14 protein-coding genes are annotated in these 14,840 nt (G+C 71.8%); 5 read left to right on the top strand and 9 right to left on the bottom strand.

The features are described 5' to 3' along the window. Positions 1 to 6: 6 nt before the first annotated feature. The 3 genes from OG514_RS22930 to OG514_RS22920 form a co-directional block, all read right to left on the bottom strand. Positions 7 to 303 (bottom strand): DUF4193 domain-containing protein, encoded by a 297-nt coding sequence (locus tag OG514_RS22930; RefSeq protein WP_003955561.1) that lies wholly within the window; start codon positions 301 to 303, stop codon positions 7 to 9. A 395-nt stretch (positions 304 to 698) separates the two neighbouring features. Continuing rightward, on the bottom strand, positions 699 to 1,937 hold the full coding sequence (locus tag OG514_RS22925) for a cell wall metabolism sensor histidine kinase WalK (RefSeq protein WP_266897655.1): 1,239 nt from the start codon (positions 1,935 to 1,937) through the stop codon (positions 699 to 701). A 4-nt stretch (positions 1,938 to 1,941) separates the two neighbouring features. Beyond that, on the bottom strand, positions 1,942 to 2,595 hold the full coding sequence (locus OG514_RS22920) for a response regulator transcription factor (RefSeq protein WP_030146958.1): 654 nt from the start codon (positions 2,593 to 2,595) through the stop codon (positions 1,942 to 1,944). A gap of 374 nt (positions 2,596 to 2,969) precedes the next feature. Between OG514_RS22920 and OG514_RS22915 the strand changes: the two genes are divergently transcribed. Then, positions 2,970 to 3,143: a hypothetical protein gene (locus tag OG514_RS22915; protein WP_266897647.1), complete on the top strand. Its 174-nt coding sequence runs from the start codon at positions 2,970 to 2,972 to the stop codon at positions 3,141 to 3,143. A gap of 80 nt (positions 3,144 to 3,223) precedes the next feature. Here OG514_RS22915 and OG514_RS22910 read toward each other — a convergent pair whose 3' ends face one another. Together OG514_RS22910 and OG514_RS22905 are read right to left on the bottom strand one after the other, a co-directional pair. Beyond that, positions 3,224 to 4,024 carry an inositol monophosphatase family protein gene (locus OG514_RS22910; RefSeq protein WP_266900931.1) on the bottom strand — a complete coding sequence of 267 codons (801 nt, stop codon included), beginning with the start codon at positions 4,022 to 4,024 and terminating at the stop codon, positions 3,224 to 3,226. A gap of 48 nt (positions 4,025 to 4,072) precedes the next feature. Then, the gene (locus OG514_RS22905) at positions 4,073 to 5,200 is read right to left on the bottom strand and encodes a ferrochelatase (protein ID WP_266897645.1); all 1,128 of its coding nucleotides are present in this window, start codon (positions 5,198 to 5,200) and stop codon (positions 4,073 to 4,075) included. Positions 5,201 to 5,413: 213 nt separating this feature from the next. Between OG514_RS22905 and OG514_RS22900 the strand changes: the two genes are divergently transcribed. Then, the gene (locus OG514_RS22900) at positions 5,414 to 6,676 is read left to right on the top strand and encodes an MFS transporter (protein WP_266897643.1); all 1,263 of its coding nucleotides are present in this window, start codon (positions 5,414 to 5,416) and stop codon (positions 6,674 to 6,676) included. After that, positions 6,615 to 7,955 (top strand): D-arabinono-1,4-lactone oxidase, encoded by a 1,341-nt coding sequence (locus OG514_RS22895; protein WP_266897641.1) that lies wholly within the window; start codon positions 6,615 to 6,617, stop codon positions 7,953 to 7,955. Before OG514_RS22900 ends, OG514_RS22895 begins: the two co-directional genes overlap by 62 nt. A 7-nt stretch (positions 7,956 to 7,962) precedes the next feature. Here OG514_RS22895 and OG514_RS22890 read toward each other — a convergent pair whose 3' ends face one another. Then, on the bottom strand, positions 7,963 to 8,931 hold the full coding sequence (locus OG514_RS22890; RefSeq protein ID WP_266897639.1) for a hypothetical protein: 969 nt from the start codon (positions 8,929 to 8,931) through the stop codon (positions 7,963 to 7,965). Between the two features lie 432 nt (positions 8,932 to 9,363). On the opposite strand from OG514_RS22890, the gene sepH reads away from it, so the two are divergent. Next, entirely contained in the window at positions 9,364 to 10,437 is a 1,074-nt protein-coding gene (sepH, locus tag OG514_RS22885; protein ID WP_266897637.1) for a septation protein SepH, read from the top strand. Between the two features lie 84 nt (positions 10,438 to 10,521). Here sepH and OG514_RS22880 read toward each other — a convergent pair whose 3' ends face one another. Continuing rightward, positions 10,522 to 11,349 carry a sulfurtransferase gene (locus OG514_RS22880; protein WP_266897635.1) on the bottom strand — a complete coding sequence of 276 codons (828 nt, stop codon included), beginning with the start codon at positions 11,347 to 11,349 and terminating at the stop codon, positions 10,522 to 10,524. Between the two features lie 171 nt (positions 11,350 to 11,520). Between OG514_RS22880 and OG514_RS22875 the strand changes: the two genes are divergently transcribed. Continuing rightward, a complete protein-coding gene (locus tag OG514_RS22875) occupies positions 11,521 to 12,294 on the top strand; it encodes a VOC family protein (RefSeq protein WP_266897633.1) in 774 nt (257 codons plus the stop codon). Positions 12,295 to 12,410: 116 nt separating this feature from the next. Here the strand turns inward: OG514_RS22875 and OG514_RS22870 are convergent, their stop codons facing one another. Beyond that, on the bottom strand, positions 12,411 to 13,835 hold the full coding sequence (locus OG514_RS22870) for a polysialyltransferase family glycosyltransferase (RefSeq protein ID WP_266897631.1): 1,425 nt from the start codon (positions 13,833 to 13,835) through the stop codon (positions 12,411 to 12,413). A gap of 3 nt (positions 13,836 to 13,838) precedes the next feature. Beyond that, the gene (locus OG514_RS22865; RefSeq protein ID WP_266897629.1) at positions 13,839 to 14,804 is read right to left on the bottom strand and encodes a glycosyltransferase family 2 protein; all 966 of its coding nucleotides are present in this window, start codon (positions 14,802 to 14,804) and stop codon (positions 13,839 to 13,841) included. Positions 14,805 to 14,840: the final 36 nt, after the last annotated feature.

The following is a 14,840-nucleotide window of genomic DNA, read 5'->3' as shown; positions in this document are numbered from 1 at the left end:
AGGGTCTCAGTCGCAGTCGCGGCAGATGGGCTGGCCGTTCTTCTCCCTGGCCAGCTGGCTGCGGTGGTGCACGAGGAAGCAGCTCATGCAGGTGAACTCATCGGCCTGCTTGGGCAGGACCCGGACGGCCAGCTCCTCGTTCGAGAGGTCGGCGCCGGGAAGCTCCAGGCCTTCGGCGGCCTCGAACTCGTCGACGTCGACGGTCGAGGTCGACTTGTCGTTCCGGCGAGCCTTCAGTTCTTCAAGGCTGTCCGAATCGACGTCGTCGTCGGTCTTGCGTGGGGTGTCGTAATCCGTTGCCATGTCGCTCTCCCCCTCTGGGTGGTTGCGGTGTCTCAGCGCACGTAACGCGTGAGAGGTCGGACTTGTGCCCGACCTGAGGCGGAGATTTTGCCTCACATCAAGGTCTGTTACTCAATCGACACCCGTTCCGTCCTCTCGCGAGTGATCGGCTTCGGGTGGCGAACCGGACCGTACACGGTCCTACGGGCGCCCTTCACAGGCGCCACCCCGTGTACTTCCCGTCATTCCGGGCCCCGGAAACCCGGACTTTTCCTGGTTTTTCTGGGGGTTTCTCCGTCACGGAGAGTGGAGGTCCGGACACCCTCTCCTGTGATCGATCACACATGAGCGTCTCAGAATCGGGCCCCCGGAATTCCGCGCAAAGCGAACGGAACCGGGTCGGCTCGTGCAGTGTGTCAGATCGGCAGAGTGACGCGCATCACGAGACCACCGCCCTCGCGGGGCTCCGCGATGATACGGCCGCCGTGCGCGCGGGCCACGGACCGGGCGATCGACAGGCCGAGACCGACGCCCTTGTCACTGCCCGTCCGCTCCTGCCGGAGCCGCCGGAACGGTTCGAAGAGGTTGTCGATCTCGTACGCCGGGACCACGGGACCCGTGTTCGAGACGACCAGGACCGCCTGACCGTGCTCGGTCGCGGTCGTCACCTCCACCCATCCTCCCTCCGTCACGTTGTACCTGACGGCGTTCTGGAGCAGGTTCAGCGCGATCCGTTCGAGCAGGACGCCGTTGCCCTGGACGACCGCCGGCTCGCGCTCGCCCCGGATCTCGACACCCTTGGCGACGGCCTCGGCGTGTGTCTGGTCGACCGCCCGGGAGGCGACCTCGGCCAGGTCGACGGACTTGCGCTCGATGATCTGGTTGTCGCTCCGGGCGAGCAGCAGCAGGCCCTCCACGAGCTGCTCGCTGCGCTCGTTGGTGGCGAGCAGGGTCTTGCCCAGCTGCTGGAGCGCCAGCGGAGCCTCGGGGTCCGAGACGTGGATCTCCAGGAGTGTGCGGTTGATCGCGAGCGGGGTGCGCAGCTCGTGCGAGGCGTTCGCGACGAACCGCTGCTGGGCGGTGAAGGCCCGCTCCAGACGGTCCAGCATCTCGTCGAAGGTGTCGGCGAGCTCCTTGAGCTCGTCGTCGGGCCCGTCCAGCTCGATCCGCCGGGACAGGTCGGAACCGGCCACCTGGCGGGCGGTCCGGGTGATCCGGCCGAGCGGCGAGAGCACCCGCCCCGCCATGGCGTAGCCGAAGGCGAAGGCGATGATGCTCAGTCCGAGCAGGGCGAAGAGCGAGCGGCGCAGGAGGTCGTCCAGGGCCAGGTCACTCTGGTGTCGGAGGCAGACGGACACCGCGGCGTTGAACTGTTCGCCGGTGCCCTGGTTAGGCAGGACGCACTCCGCCGTGGTGGGCTGGACTTCGCCCTTGACGATCTTGAAGGGCAGCTGGGCCACGCTGTCGGTGAGCGCCTGCGCGGTGAACAGGTAGATGATCGAGAGCAGCAGGATGCCCGCGATCAGGAACATCCCGCCGTACAGCAGCGTGAGCCGTATCCGGATGGTCGGCCGCAGCAGCGGCCGGACCGGGTCCCTGGGGTCCCAGGACGGCTTCGGGGGCGCCTGGGGGTGCGTCGCTGAGGTGGTGGGCATCGGGTCAGATCCGGTACCCGGAGCCGGGCACGGTGACGATGACCGGCGGCTCACCGAGCTTGCGGCGCAGGGTCATGACGGTGACGCGGACGACGTTGGTGAACGGGTCGGTGTTCTCGTCCCAGGCCTTCTCCAGGAGCTGCTCGGCCGAGACGACGGCGCCCTCGCTGCGCATGAGGACCTCCAGGACGGCGAACTCCTTCGGCGCGAGCTGGACCTCCTTGCCCTCGCGGAAGACCTCGCGGCGGTTCGGGTCGAGCTTGATGCCGGCGCGCTCCAGGACGGGCGGCAGGGGCACGCTGGTGCGCCGGCCGAGGGCCCGCACGCGCGCGGTGAGCTCGGTGAAGGCGAAGGGCTTGGGCAGGTAGTCGTCCGCCCCCAGCTCCAGGCCCTCGACCCGGTCGCTGACGTCGCCGGACGCGGTGAGCATCAGGACGCGGGTGGGCATGCCCAGCTCCACGATCTTGCGGCAGACGTCGTCACCGTGGACGAGGGGAAGGTCGCGGTCGAGGACGACGACGTCGTAGTCGTTCACCCCGACGCGCTCCAGGGCCGCGGCGCCGTCGTACACGACGTCGACGGCCATGGCCTCCCGGCGCAGTCCGGTGGCCACCGCATCGGCGAGCAGCTGCTCGTCCTCGACGACGAGTACGCGCACGTCGTACATCCTTCCCGTTGAGTTGCGGTCCGGAGCCGGACCGGCTGAAACCTGAGCACTGACTGTGCGTGTCCATCCTGCCCCGTACGCGCGTAAACCGGCTGTAAGACGGCGGTGCGGGGCCCTGGGCGGGCGGGTGGTGAACGGGGGGCGCGCGGCGGGGCGCTTGGCCGGGAACGAAGAATTCACCGGATTCGCGGGCCAGTTGAGGTTTCTCTGAGGAAAGGGCTGGGGAGGACGACTGCACACCCCGTGATCACGCCCTGTATGTGGCGCGCCACCTACCGCTCTCTGTCCCCCAGAGACCGCAGTGTGTGATCCACCCACCCTCGGCACACCCCCGTGCCACCGGACCCATGACGAGGGGGCGCACGATGGACGCTTTCACCGCAGGCCTGCTGCACCGCATCAGGACCACGCAGACCGACCTCACGCGGGCTCGTGAGACGGGCGACGACTACCTGGCCGATGTCGAGCAGGCGGAGCTGGACGACCTGCACCGACTGGCCGCCGAGCACGGCGTGGAGGTTGCCGTGCCGGGTGTCTGACCCGTCCCCACCCACGTGTGAGGGCCCCGGTGCCGGGAACGGCGCCGGGGCCCTCACACGTGTGTCGGTGGTGCCAGGTGTCAGTCGTGCCAGGCGCCCAGCTCCTCCAGGAGCTCCTGGAGGGGTCCGAAGAGGCCTGGAGAGGCCGCCAGGGTCAGTTCGCCCGACTCCGGCTCTCCCGGGCGCCCCCCGGTCAGCGCGCCCGCCTCACGGGCGATCAGGGCGCCCGCGGCGAGGTCCCAGGGGTTGAGGCCCCGCTCGTAGTAGGCGTCCAGACGCCCGGCGGCGACGTCGCAGAGGTCGATGGCGGCCGAGCCGCCGCGCCGGATGTCGCGGACGCGCGGGATCACGCGCTGGGCGACGTCCGCCTGGTGGGCGCGCCGGGACTGGACGTACCCGAAGCCCGTGCCGAGGAGTGCCTGGTCGAACGGGGGCGAGGGGCGGACGGCGAGGCGCCGGTCGCCCGTGTACGCGCCGCCGCCGAGGACGGCCCGGTACGTCTCGCCGCGCATCGGGGCCTCGACGACGCCGGCCACGGTCACGCCGTCTCGTTCGGCGGCGATCGAGACCGCCCAGGTGGGCAGGCCGTACAGGTAGTTCACGGTGCCGTCGAGGGGGTCGATCACCCAGCGGATGCCGCTGGTGCCGGGGCTGGACGCGCCCTCCTCGCCGAGGAAACCGTCCTGCGGGCGGTGCTCGGCGAGGAAGCCGGTGATCAGCTTCTCGGCGGCGATGTCCATCTCGGTGACCACGTCGATGGGGCTCGACTTGGTCTTCGCCACCGCCAGGTCGTCCGGCCTGCCGTCGCGCAGCAGCGCTCCGGCCCGCCGTGCGGCCTCCAGGGCGAGGTCGAGCAGTTCGGTGAGCAGCGGGTCGGTCACGTCGGTCCCTTCGGTCACGCCGTCGGCCATGTCGGTCACACGGGTTCCTTACGCGTACGGGCTGTCGGCGCCGGCGGCCGCCGGGCGCTCCGCCCTGGCCGGGCAGCAGCCGATCGGGCACAGGTCGTGGGAGGGCCCGAGGGCGCCCAGGGCGCACCGCTCGGCCCGGGTCCCCCGCTCGTGCGCGGCCCGCTCCAGGACGAGTTCGCGGACGGCGGCGGCGAAGCGCGGGTGGGCACCGACGGTGGCGGAGCGCCGGACGGGCAGTCCGAGTTCGGCGGCCTTGGCCGTGGCCTCGGTGTCGAGGTCGTAGAGGACCTCCATGTGATCGGAGACGAAGCCGATCGGGACCATGACGGCCGCGGGGACCCCGGCGCCGTGCAGCTCCTCCAGGTGGTCGCAGATGTCGGGCTCCAGCCACGGGATGTGGGGGGCGCCGCTGCGGGACTGGTAGACGAGCTGCCAGGGGTGGTCGATCCCGGTCCGCTCGCGGACCGCGTCGACGATCACCCGCGCCACGTCGAGGTGCTGCCGGACGTAGGCACCGCCCTCGCCGTGCTCGGTGACGGGTCCGGAGGAGTCCGCGGCGGAGTCCGGGATGGAGTGGGTGGTGAAGGCGAGGTGGGCACCGTCTCGGACGGCCGGGTCGAGCTCGGCGAGGGAGGCGAGGACGCCCTCGACCATGGGCTCGACGAAGCCGGGGTGGTTGAAGTAGTGCCGGAGCTTGTCGACCCGGGGCAGCGGGAGCCCTTCCGCCTCCAGGGTCGCCAGCGCGTCCGCGAGGTTCTCGCGGTACTGGCGGCAGCCGGAGTAGGAGGCGTACGCGCTGGTAGCGAGGACGGCGATGTGGCGTCGGCCGTCGGTGATCATCTCGCGGAGGGTGTCGGTGAGGTACGGGGCCCAGTTCCGGTTTCCCCAGTAGACGGGCACCTTCAGGCCGGCCTCGGCGAAGTCCGCCCGCAGCGCGTCGAGGAGCGCGCGGTTCTGGTCGTTGATCGGGGAGACGCCGCCGAAGAGGAAGTAGTGCTGCCCCACTTCCTTGAGCCGTTCCTTCGGGATGCCTCGGCCGCGCGTCACGTTCTCCAGGAACGGGACCACGTCGTCCGGGCCCTCGGGGCCGCCGAACGAGAGCAGCAGCAGGGCGTCGTACGGGGCGGGATCGTGCTGATCGGACATGGCACCGATCCTCCCACCCGCCTCCGACGGCGAACGGCGCGGCCCGTCCGAAGCCCGGGGTCCGGAATCGGCGCCGGAATCCGTCACCTCGGCACTCGTCCGGAAAATAGGGGATGACCCACCGACTTCAACACCGTAGGCTTTAGCTATTAATTACACGTGTTGAGTCGTCGCGCGGAGCCCGCTCCGAAGCACGGAGATCCGGAGAGCCTCTTGCCCAGTCCCTACGGCGCGATCTTCAAGGCGCCCGGCACCACCGCGTTCTCCGTCGCCGGATTCTTCGGCCGGATGCCCCTGTCCATGATGGGCATCGGCATCGTGACCATGATTTCGCAGGTCACCGGCCGGTACGGCCTTGCCGGAGCCCTGTCCGCGACGCTCGCGATGTCCGCCGCGGTCCTCGGCCCCCTGGTCTCGCGCCTGGTCGACCGGCACGGGCAGCGCCGGGTGCTGCGCCCGGTGACCCTGGTCTCGCTCGTGGCCGCCGCCGGGCTCCTGGTCTGTGTGCAGCAGAAGGCTCCGGACTGGACGCTCTTCGTCTTCACGGCCGTCATCGGCTGTGTGCCGAGCGTCGGTGCCATGACCCGCGCCCGATGGGCGGAGATCTACCGGGGCGACGAACGGCGCCTGCACACGGCGTACTCCTGGGAGTCGATCGTCGACGAGGTGTGCTTCATCTTCGGCCCGATCCTCTCGATCGGTCTGTCGACGACCTGGTTCCCCGAGGCCGGTCCGCTGTTCGCCGGGGTGTTCCTGACCGTCGGCGTCTTCTGGCTGACCTCGCAGCGCGCCACCGAGCCCGTCCCGCACCCCCAGCAGGGCGACAGCGGCGGTTCCGCGCTCCGCTCCCCCGGCCTCCAGGTCCTCGCCCTCGCCTTCGTCGCCACCGGCGCCATCTTCGGCTCGGTCGACGTGGTGACGGTGGCCTTCGCCGAGGAGCAGGGCCACAAGGCCGCCGCCAGTCTCGTTCTGGCCGTCTACGCCCTGGGGTCCGGTCTGGCCGGCGCCGTCTTCGGACTGCTCCACCTCAAGAGCGAGCCGTCCCGTCGCTGGCTCCTGGGCATCTGCGCGATGGCCGTGAGTATGATCCCCCTCCTACTGGCCGGGAACTTGCCGTTGCTGGCCGTGGCGCTCTTTGTCGCGGGCCTGTCCATCGCACCGACGATGGTCACGACCATGGCCCTCGTCGAAGCGCACGTACCGCGCACCAAGCTGACCGAGGGCATGACCTGGACGGGTACCGGGCTCGCGATCGGCGTGGCGCTCGGCTCCTCGGCCGCAGGCTGGGTGGTCGACGCGTCGGGGGCCGAGGCGGGGTACGTGGTGCCCGTCGTCTCGGGTGCGCTCGCGGTCGCGGTGGGTCTCCTCGGACACCGCCGGCTGCGCAGGCCGGCGCCGAACCGGGAGGGGCAGCGTGAGCGGGACGACAACAGCGGGGTCGGGGAGCGCCAGGACGGCGAACAGCCCGTGGCGTAACTGGGCGGGGAACGTCACCTCCCGCCCCGTGCGGGAGGTGAGCCCGGCCTCGGCCGAGGAGCTCGCCGAGGCGGTGCGCCGGGCGGCCGAGGACGGGCTGCGGGTGAAGACGGTCGGCACCGGCCACTCCTTCACCTCGATCGCGGCCACCGACGGCGTGCTCATCCGGCCCGGTCTGCTGACGGGGATCCGGCGGATCGACCGCGAGTCGATGACCGTGACGGTCGAGTCGGGCACCCCGCTCAAGCGGCTCAACGTGGCGCTGGCCCGGGAGGGCCTGTCGCTCACGAACATGGGCGACATCATGGAGCAGACCGTCGCCGGGGCCACCTCCACCGGAACGCACGGCACGGGCCGCGACTCGGCCTCGATAGCCGCGCAGATCCGCGAGCTGGAGCTGGTGACGGCCTCGGGTGAGCTGCTCGTCTGTTCGGAGAAGGAGAATCCGGAGGTCTTCGCGGCCGCCCGGATCGGCCTCGGCGCCCTCGGTGTGGTCACGGCGATCACCTTCGCCGTGGAGCCGGTCTTCCTGCTCACCGCGCGCGAGGAGCCGATGACCTTCGACCGGGTCGCCTCGGAGTTCGACGCGCTGCACGCGGAGAACGAGCACTTCGAGTTCTACTGGTTCCCGCACACGGACAACTGCAACACCAAGCGCAACAACCGCAGCGCGGGCCCCGCCGCTCCGCCCGGCCGGGTCAGCGGCTGGATCGACGACGAGCTCCTCTCCAACGGGCTCTTCCAGGTGGCGTGCTCGCTGGGCCGCGCGGTGCCGCCGGCCATCCCCTCGATCGCCAAGCTCTCCAGCCGGGCCCTGTCGGCCCGTACGTACACCGACATCCCGTACAAGGTCTTCACCTCGCCGCGCCGGGTGCGCTTCCTGGAGATGGAGTACGCGCTTCCGCGTGAGGCGGCGGTCGCCGCGCTGCGCGAGGTCAAGGCGATGGTCGAGCGCTCGCCGCTCAAGGTGAGCTTCCCGGTGGAGGTGCGGACGGCCCCGGCGGACGACATCGCGCTGTCCACGGCCTCGGGCCGGGAGACCGCGTACATCGCCGTCCACCTCTACAAGGGAACGCCCCACCGCGCGTACTTCACCGCGGTGGAGCGCATCATGACGGCGCACGGGGGCCGCCCCCACTGGGGCAAGGTCCACACCCGTGACGCCGCCTACTTCTCCGAGGTCTACCCGCGCTTCGCCGAGTTCACGGCGCTGCGGGACCGGCTCGACCCGGACCGGCTGTTCGCCAACGACTACCTGCGCCGCGTCCTGGGCGACTGACGGGCGGTCACTGCTCGGTCCCCGCATCGGCTCCGGCTCCGGCTCCCGCCGGTGCCGGGGCCGACGGGGGCTCCGGCTGCCCCGTCCCGGTCGTCGGCTCCTCGGTCGGGGCGGTCGGCTCCGTCGTCGGAGCGGTCGGGGTCGGCGTGGGCGTCGGGGTGGCCTCGCCGTCGGTCGAGCCGGAGGGCGTCGGCTCCGGCGAGGGGGTCGCGGTGCCGTTCTGCCCGGTGTCCTGCTCGCCCGGGGTCGGCGTGCCGCCCGTCGAGGGGCTGCCGGCGCCGTCGTCCGGCCGCGCGGTGCCGTCGGCTGACCCGGACGGTGCGGGCGAGGGGTCCTTGTCCTCGGCCGGCGGCCCGTCCTGCCCCGAGCTCCCCCCGCCACGGACGACGGATCCGAACGTGGTGGTGCCGTGCGTTCCGCTGAAGTCCTGTCCGGAGACCAGTTCGTAGGTGGTGATGCCGCCCATGGTGACGCCGAAGACGAGGGCTGCGGCGATCGCCGGGCGCTTCCAGCCCCGGACCCGGGTGCCGTGGGTGGTCGCCGCGCCGAACTCCTCGTCGAGCTCCTCGACGTACGGGTCGGGCGCCCGGACCGTGCCCAGCATCAGGGTGCGGTCGTCCTGCGGCCCGGGCGCGAGCGGCACCTGACGGGCCTTCGGCTTGGCGGCGACGGTCGCGTCGCGGACCTGTTCGCCCGTGCGGCGGAAGAGGTGCTGGAAGAGCGGGCCGCCGCAGGTGGCGATGACACTGATCACACCGGCGCCCAGGATCGTGCCGTACACGCCGAGGGTGGAGGCGAGTTTGGCGGCGATGACCGCGGCCAGGGCGCTGCCCGAGACCTGAGCCACGCTCAGGTCGATCCGCCTCTTGCCGCCCTCCTCCTTCTCCGCCGCCTCACCCCTCTCCTCCGCCTCGTCCGTGTCGATATCCGGCCTGTGACGCATCTCCGACCCCTGCTCCAGCCCCTGACGGCTCATCCGTTCGCCTTCCACCCAGAAGGGACAAATGGGCGAAGGGAATAGTTCCGTTTCTGCTCTTTCTGTGAAGAGCGACACGTACGGGGGAAGATCGCGGACACTCAACTCCCGTACCGCCCGAGAAGTTGGGCGGCGCGCCGGTCCACCCAGGTGGCCCGAATGGAGTACATTGACGAACCCTGGGTCCGGACGCCTTCACGGGTGCCCGGGATCAAGGGGAGGGGGCCGGAGACGGCGCTCGAACCGGCGGCGCCGCGGCATCGCACGGAAACTGACCGCACAGAGTGACTGCCCGTCACTCCGGGTAGCGAACAGGTAACCGTGTCATAACGGCGTTCCAGGGTCCACGCCCGACACGCCGGGCAACTCGGCAAGGTAGTGGCAGGCTGCACCCGGGCAGGCCACACTCGACTAGCGGAAGCAGCGACGCACGTGACGTCGGCAGGCACCACCCGGGAGGTCCCCATGCCCGAACTGCGTGTCGTGGCCGTCTCCAACGACGGCACACGACTGGTGCTGAAGGCTGCTGACAGCACGGAGTACACACTTCCGATCGACGAGCGGCTCCGCGCCGCCGTGCGCAACGACCGCGCGCGCCTCGGGCAGATCGAGATCGAGGTGGAGAGCCACCTCCGCCCCCGCGACATCCAGGCACGGATACGAGCCGGTGCCTCCGCGGAGGAGGTCGCCCAGATGGCCGGCATCCCCGTCGACCGCGTGCGCCGCTTCGAGGGCCCGGTGCTCGCCGAGCGCGCCTTCATGGCGGAGCGGGCCCGCAAGACCCCGGTCCGCAGGCCCGGCGAGAACAACGGCCCCCAGCTCGGTGAGGCGGTGCAGGAGCGGCTGCTGCTGCGCGGCGCCGAGAAGGACACCGTGCAGTGGGACTCCTGGCGGCGTGACGACGGCACCTGGGAGGTGCTGCTCGTCTACCGCGTCGCCGGCGAGGTCCACACGGCCAGCTGGACGTACGACCCGCCCCGGCGGCTCGTCCAGGCCGTGGACGACGAGGCGCGTGCCCTGATCGGCGAGACGGACGACACGATCGCCGCCGCGCCGGAGCCGAGCTTCCCGTTCGTGCCGCGCATCGCCCGGCTGCCCCGGGACCGGCCGCTGGACCGCGCCCTGGACCGTCAGCTCGACCACCGCCAGCTGGAGCGGGCGTCCGCGTCCGCACCCGCCGAGCCGGAGGAGGAGCGGGACTCCCTGACGAGCCTCCTGGAGGCCGTGCCGAGCTTCCGCGGCGACATGGTCGTGCCCGATCCCCCGGGCACGGAGCCGTCGGAGGAGGCCGAGGCGGAGGAGCCGCCGGCCCCGGCCGCTTCGGCGGGTGCCGGTTCCGCGTACGCCGATGTCCTGATGCCGCGCGCGGTCTCGGGTCACCGGGACCGTCTCACCGGCACCACGGACCGCCAGGCCGAGGCGGACGGTGTCCGTCCGGGCCGCCGCGCGGCGGTGCCCAGCTGGGACGAGATCGTCTTCGGCACGCGAAGGAAGAAGCAGGACTGACGCCCGTAGGTGTACGGGAAAGGTCCGTGAGCCGTACGGGAAGGGCCCGCGCCGGATCGGCGCGGGCCCTCTCCGTGCGAGGGACTACCGCGGGTCCGGGCCCGTGGCCACCGGACGGTCGGGGTCGGCGGACCACTCCGACCACGAGCCCGCGTAGAGCGCGGCCGGGATGCCGGCGATCTCCAGGGCCAGGACCTCGTGGGCTCCGGAGACACCCGAGCCGCAGTAGACCGCGACCGGGGTCCCCTCGGCGGCGCCGAGAGTGGTGAAACGGTCCCGCAAGGTGTCGGCCGCCAGGAAACGCCCCTCCGCGTCCACGTTCTCGGTCGTCGGCGCCGAGACCGCGCCCGGGATGTGCCCGCCGACCCGGTCGATCGGCTCCACGTCCCCGCGGTAGCGCTCGGCCGCCCGCGCGTCCAGGAGCAGCCCCGAGTCGGCGAACGCCGCCGCCGCGTCGGCGTCGAGCAGCCCGAGCGCACCCGGCTCCGGCCGGAAGTCGCCCGGCTCCGGCGTGGGGGCCTTCTCGGTCAGCTCCCCCGTCCAGGCGGCGAGACCGCCGTCCAGGACGCGGACGTCCGGGTGGCCGGCCCAGCGGAGCAGCCACCAGGCGCGGGCCGCGCCCCAGCCGAGGCCGCCGTCGTAGACGACGACCGGGGTGTCCGCCGAGACGCCCGCGCGGCGCATCACGGCCCCGAAGGCCTCCGGGTCGGGCAGCGGGTGGCGTCCGCCGCTGCCGGGCGGGCCCGCGAGTTCCGCGTCCAGGTCGACGTAGACCGCGCCGGGGAGGTGTCCGGCCTCGTACGCGGGCCGTCCGGGCGGGCCGCCCAGCGTCCAGCGGACGTCCAGGAGGACCGGCGGCCGGGCCCCGGCCGACTCGCTCAGCAGTTCGCTTACGGCGATGATGGGCTTCATGGGTGCCATCCTCGCGCAGCCGCACGGCCGCGGGGGACGAACCCGGCGCCCTCCCGCGTCACCCCTGCGGGATCGCGTCACTCTTTGGTGCGACCGAGGCGCGCCGCGGCCCCGTCGGTGACACCATCGGAGGGGGTACGGCCACGACGATGGTCCGAGGAGAGAGTCACGATGACCGAGGCGACTCGGCGCACACCCGGCACACCCTGTTGGGTGAGCTTGATGGTGCACGGGCTTGACGCGACGCAGGAGTTCTACAACGCGCTCTTCGACTGGGAGTTCGAACCCGGTCCACAGCAGCTCGGCCCGTACCTGCGCGCACTGCTCGACGGCAAGGAGGTGGCCGGCGTCGGCCAGCTGCCGCCCGACCGGCATCTGCCGATCGCCTGGACCCCCTATCTGGCCACCGGGGACGCCGACGAGACCGCCGAGAGCATCCGCTGTTGCGGCGGCACCGTGGCCGTGGGCCCGCTGGACGCGGGCGAGGCCGGCCGGATGGCCGTCTGCTCCGACCCGGTGGGCGCGGTCTTCGGCATCTGGCAGGCGGAGGCGCACCACGGCACCGCGACGGCGGGACCGCCCGGGACGCCCGTGTGGAACGAGCTCCTCACCTACGAGACGTCCTCGGTCGGCAAGTTCTACCGGACGGTCTTCGGCTACGAGGTGGAACCGGTCGTGTCCGCCGACCACGACTACGCCACGCTCCATGTGGACGGGCTGCCGGTGGCCTCGCTGCACGGCGTCGGCAACGCGCTGCCCCGGGACCGGGGCCCGCACTGGATGACGTACTTCGAGGTCGCCGACACGGACGCGGCCGCCCGGCTCGTCCTGCAGCTCGGCGGCCGTGTGCTCCGCCCGCCGCGCGATGCCACGGCGGGGCGGCTCGCCGTGGTGGCGGACCCGGAGGGCGCGGTGTTCACTCTCGTCAGGTCCCCCGCCCCGTGACCCGGAGGAGCCGCCGTCGGGATGGCTGACGTGGCGGGCTCCCACCCGCACGGCTGATGGGGCGGGCCTCCGCCGAGACGATCGGCGCGGCGGGCCCCGTCCGTGGTGGGGCCGGATCAGCCCCGGCGGGACCGTACGAGACCCCTGCGGAGCCGGGACGGCGTGGTGCCGCCGCGCGCCGGTGACTCCGTGCCGCCCGGCAGGCCGAGCTGGGTCAGCCGGTCGGTGTCGAAGTGGTGCGCGATGCCGGGGTCCGCGTGGTGCGCTGCCAGGTAGCCGGTGGTCTCCTCCCGCATCCCCGGGTGGCTCTTGTGCCGCATGCAGTAGCCGACGGCGCGGACGAGCGGGGTGAGCGAGTCCGGGGCCGCTCCGGGGACCGCGGGCTCCTCGCCCTGCTCCAGGTCCGCGATCAGGTGGTCGACGACGGTGAGCGGGATCCGGTTGCTGTTCTCGAAGGGGGTGAGCCGTTCGAGGACCTCGGCGGTGCCCACGCGCGCGACGGGGATGCCGTAGTAGACGGCGGCGGTGAACATCGCGGTCGAGAAGCAGCCGATGACGAGCCGGGGCCGGCAGCGCTCGTAGAAGGTCTCGGCGAGGAGCGGTCCGTCGAGGACGGTGAGCCGTACGCCGGTCCGCTCCGCCTCCTCCCGGAGGGCCGTGGAGTAGCTGGCGGGCGCGGTCGGGTGCGGTTTGAAGACCACCGAGCGGTGTCCGGCAGCCGACGCCCCGCGCAGCATCCGTACGTGCAGCTCTTCCTCCTCCTCGGCGGTGAGGAGGTTGAGGGCGGCGAGGTACTGGCCGAGCAGCAGGGCCGTCGGTTCGGCGGCGGCCACCCGGGTGATGTCCGGGTCGTCGGCCGCCTCCTCGGCGATCTCGGCGAGGACCGCGCGGAAGGCGTCGTCGGGCACCAGCTCGGGCTCCACCCCGTACTCGCTGAGGAGGAGGGGGCGCAGGCCCGGCACCAGGTCGAGGTGGAGGACCCGCCGGATGCGGCAGGCGATCGACTGGGCGAGGTCGTTGCGGGTCGGGCCGTAGCTCATGAGGCCGTCGGCGTAGACGTGGAGGGAGCTCTCGGGGAAGGTGCCGGCCAGTGCCTTGGCGGGGTTGACCTGGATGGATTCGACGATCAGCTCCACCGGGACGCTGCCGAGGTCCCACGCTGTGCGCAGGACGCGCTGCCAGAGCGGGGCCTCCTCGGGGCGGGGGGCCCAGGTGGCGGGGTGGTACGGGTGGATCGTCTCGTTCCAGTCGAGGACGCCGTCGAAGCGGGCGGCGAGCCGCTCGTAGCCGGTCATCGTCTCCAGGCGGAGCGCGGTCTCCGGAATCTCGGCGTTCCGCGAGATCAGCAGGAGCCTGCGGGCGTCCGCGCGGGGGCCGAACTGGCCGGCGTCCAGCGAGGCCGCGAGGGTGGCGGCGCCGTACAGGGTGGACACCTGGAAGATCTGGACCGGTCGGCCGTCGTCGGCCGGGGCGGGCGCCGGTGCCTTGTCGGGTGCCGGTGCTTCGTCGGGCGCCGGTGCCTTGTCGGGGGCGGGGGCCATGGGTCAGGCGGTCCTTACGGTGTCGCGCAGGCTCCGGAGGAGGGTGCTGCGGGGGGTGTCCATGGTGGCCAGGGTCTCTTCGAGGACCTGCTGCGGCATGCGGTGCAGGGCGTCGCGGACGTCGGCGCGGAGCCGCTCGGCGACGGCGGGCTCGTACGTGCCGACCTTGCCCATGTGGAAGGCGATCATCGCGCAGTAGGTGCGGACGGCCTTCGGGAGGAATCGGTCCGCCTCCGCGTCCCGGGAGACGTCGTCGAGCAGGGTGTCGTACGACGCAATGAAGTCCAGCTGCCGGTTGTCGGTGATCTGGGTGAGCGAGGTGGTGACGCCTCGCCGGTAGAAGACACCGTGCAGGGAAAGCGCCGCGAATGTGCGCGCCTTGAGATGGAGCCGCCAGACCCAGAGGCGGTCCTCGGCCGTTCTCAGGGAGGTCTCGAAACGCGAGGCGCCGTTCTCGAAGAGCCGGGAGCTGTAAATGCCGAAGGGGACGAACGGATAGTCCACCATCGTCACCATGCTGGCGGGCGAGATTCCGTCGCGGGGGTCCATCACCGTGTCACGGCGCTTGGCCGGGGCGTATCGGATGTTCCGCTTCCGGCCCTCCGAGAGGACGTGGTCGGTACGGGCGAAATCGCAGCCCAGACGGTCGATTCCGGCCACGGTGGCGCTGAGGTGGCCGGGCGCGTACCAGTCGTCGCCGTCGAGGAAGGTGATGTAGTCCCCGCGAGCAGCGTCGATTCCGGTGTTCCGCGCCTGGGCGACACCGCTGTTCGTCTCGTGCCGGATGACGGTGGCGTTCGGGAGTCGGTCGCGCCAGCGGTCGAGGATTTCCGGGGTGTCGTCCATCGAGCAGTCGTCGATCAGCAGGAACTCGAATTCCGGATCCGCGTTGTTCGCAAGACTGCGCAGGGTGTCGGGCGCATAGGCCCCGACATTGTGGAACGGTACGACGACGGACAGTTTCGGCACTCGGAATCCCCATACTGAATCGAACAATTAAACGCC

This window comes from Streptomyces sp. NBC_00572 (genome assembly GCF_026341815.1).
Lineage (GTDB): Bacteria > Actinomycetota > Actinomycetes > Streptomycetales > Streptomycetaceae > Streptomyces.
Note: the sequence above shows the minus strand (reverse complement) of the source record. Positions and strands in the feature narration are given on the sequence as shown.